Source organism: uncultured Fibrobacter sp. (assembly GCF_946062555.1).
In the GTDB taxonomy this organism is placed as follows: Bacteria; Fibrobacterota; Fibrobacteria; order Fibrobacterales; family Fibrobacteraceae; genus Fibrobacter.
This window is the reverse complement of record NZ_CAMGVQ010000124.1, coordinates 1-2621: the sequence shown is the minus strand read 5'-3', so window position 1 is coordinate 2621 and position 2621 is coordinate 1. Positions and strand designations below refer to the sequence as shown.

General features: G+C 44.0%; 2 protein-coding genes and 1 pseudogene. All 3 read right to left on the bottom strand.

Annotated features, from left to right (window positions below; translation table 11 throughout):
- Positions 1-187: 187 nt before the first annotated feature.
- Positions 188-1432, bottom strand: a complete 1245-nt coding sequence (locus Q0P86_RS16810) for an SEC-C metal-binding domain-containing protein (protein WP_295041106.1) — start codon at positions 1430-1432, stop codon at positions 188-190.
- Positions 1433-1658: 226 nt separating this feature from the next.
- Positions 1659-2402 (bottom strand): DUF4143 domain-containing protein, encoded by a 744-nt coding sequence (locus Q0P86_RS16805; RefSeq protein ID WP_295041104.1) that lies wholly within the window; start codon positions 2400-2402, stop codon positions 1659-1661.
- A 72-nt stretch (positions 2403-2474) separates the two neighbouring features.
- Positions 2475-2576: pseudogene (locus tag Q0P86_RS17035) on the bottom strand (AAA family ATPase); the annotation flags it as partial.
- Between the last annotated feature and the right edge of the window lie 45 nt (positions 2577-2621).

Genomic DNA, 2621 nt, shown 5'->3' with positions numbered 1-2621 from the left:
GGCGGCGGCATCGGACTTGTGTGGATGACGTCCGGATTCGGGGCCGGATACGGGTGCTAGGCGGCCCGCAGGAGCGGGAGGGCCGGGCGGGGACCAGGCAAGAAAGTTTCCGCAATTCGCTGCCATCCGCAAGCACGAAAATAGCCACCAATAAACCAAATCCAAGTAAAATAAGTTTCAACATACCCTAATTCACCATTTTGCCACAGCACTTCTTGTACTTGAGGCCGCTACCACAAGGGCAAGGGTCATTGCGCCCCACTTTCGGCGTCGAATGAACAACGGAAAAATTCTGATTTATGTCTCGCATTCCAAAGCCACTTTCTTGAGACGAAGACAATTCATCTGGAACATTTCCGTAAGTAACCCAAAGCCTAGCCTTATTGTTCAGCTCCATAATGGCAGTGATAATAGGCGTAATCTTATCCATATCGATACGGGTAAAGCCGATTTGCAGACGATACCTTTCAATAATTGCAGCAGGATGTTGCAGTCCTATGCGCAAATCGTCTAGAAGGCAGTGCGCATCAAAATCAGCACAGGCGGGCTTATCCGAATATCTTTTAAAATGATCTCGGATGGTCTTGAATTCCGCAAGATTTTCATTGATATCGTCCGTATAGTCAAGCCATTCGTTAAATTCCTCATTGGTCGGCCTATAGGGGCGATGGATCTTACGTTCTTCAATAATGTGCTCTATCGCTACAGATGTTTCGACACTCCAAGTGCAAAGGCACACGCCATAATTTATAAAATAACGGGTAAACAAACTGCACTCGTTGATTGCCGCAACGCCTTGTTTCTTGGTCAGGGTGCGGTCCGCATGATTCATATTCCACTTGCTGATGACGGTTTCGGGATTGCAAACGCCATAAAGATTGGCGTAAACCTTGCAATAGTCATGGAACCCAGCCATAGACCGTTTTGTTCCATCCACAATTTCAATAAATTCCTCAGGAACAACCAATGTCAAGTGGTCTTCATCCGTTCCAAAAAGGAACATAAACCCAATAGACAAATTCTGCTCCACGAACTTGAACACGCGTTCGTCGATGTTCAGAAAATTGAATTTTGCAGGATAACCTTCCGGGAACATTTCCTTGAAGGGAGAGTTATTCGCGTATTCATCAAACATAAGGTCCAAGAACAGCGAAAATTCAAAGTCTCCGGAATACTTGACAAAACTTTTAAATATTTCTGGAATTCGCTTTTTAAGGATTTCAATGTACTCGGCCTTGCGCAATTGTTCTTCGCAAACCTCGTCTTTTTCTAGTTCCGGCGTCGTGCAAAAATGAATATCCCGGACGGAATCCTTTGGGCAAGCATTCAGAAGCTTTGCAAGATGCTTTGACGGAATCGGTTCTTTGTGGATGCAGTTCGTTTCACAGAGTAAACGGCTACGGTATTGTTTCGGCAGAGAATTGATGTTCATTTCTTAAAATCTCCTGAACCACTTGTTGAATATGGGGTCGCTTTTTTATCGGTACACAAGGCTGTGTACCAAAAAGTACACAAAGTTGTGGTCCACAAGTTTGTGAACCAGGCGTTTGGCTTAAATATACGTTTATTCCACCGAAAAAAAATAATTGCATAAGTAATTCAAAATACTTATTTGCTATGACTCACTATACATTTTGCGCATAGTGGAGCCTTATACGCTATCCCAAAAGTTTGTCGGCACCTGTTTTCAGAAAGTCGATAATTCCCGTAATCAAAAAACCGTTTTCATCGGTATAGGGAGCGATATCCGAACCCACGACCACTATCTTAAGGAACGAATCGTCGATTTTTTTTAAAGACCGTTTCTCTTGCTCGCTCTTTTCGGAGCTGGTCATTTCAAACGCAGACTGTATATAGCATTTACGCATTCCGTTTGTGGCAATGAAATCTACTTCGTATTGAACATATTCGCTTTTGCCATCTTTTTGAACGCGCCCTTCAATAACCCCCACATTGACCATGGACCCGCGTGCACGAAGTTCCGTGTAGATGATGTTTTCCATGATGTGGTTGATTTCTTGCTGTCTGAAATTCAGTTTGGCGTTGCGGAGCCCTACATCAACCGAATAGTATTTCTTGATAGAACCGTAATACTTGTTCCCCTTGATATTGAACCTTTCTGCTCCCTCGAAAAGGTAAGCCTGTTCAAGCGCTTCGAGGTAGCCTTGAATCGTGTCAATGCTCAAGTTTACGCGAAGTTTGCTTTGGAGAACGTTCTTGATGCGGTTCGGATTGGTGAGTGAACCGATTGAAGAACAGAGAGCCTTTACCATTGATTCGAATGCGGCCTTATCCCTGATGTGGTTGTGTTCTATGCAATCGTCGATATAGGTCTTGTTCCACAACCTGTTCAAGTAAGCCGCTTTTTGTGCCGGAGTTTTTTGGAATAGCAGGCCCGGCATTCCTCCGTAGGTGTAGAACTCTTTCCAAAGTTCCGAATCGCTTTCGGAACGGTTAGCGATAAACTCGTTAAATGTTAGCGGAAAGACCCGTATTTCTACACCCCTTCCCCTAAAAATGGTGTTGATGTCGCTGGAGAGAAATTTTGAATTACTTCCAGTGATATAAAGGCGGATTTTCGTCGCTAACGCGACTTAGGTTTGTAGTTTAACTTGCGTATA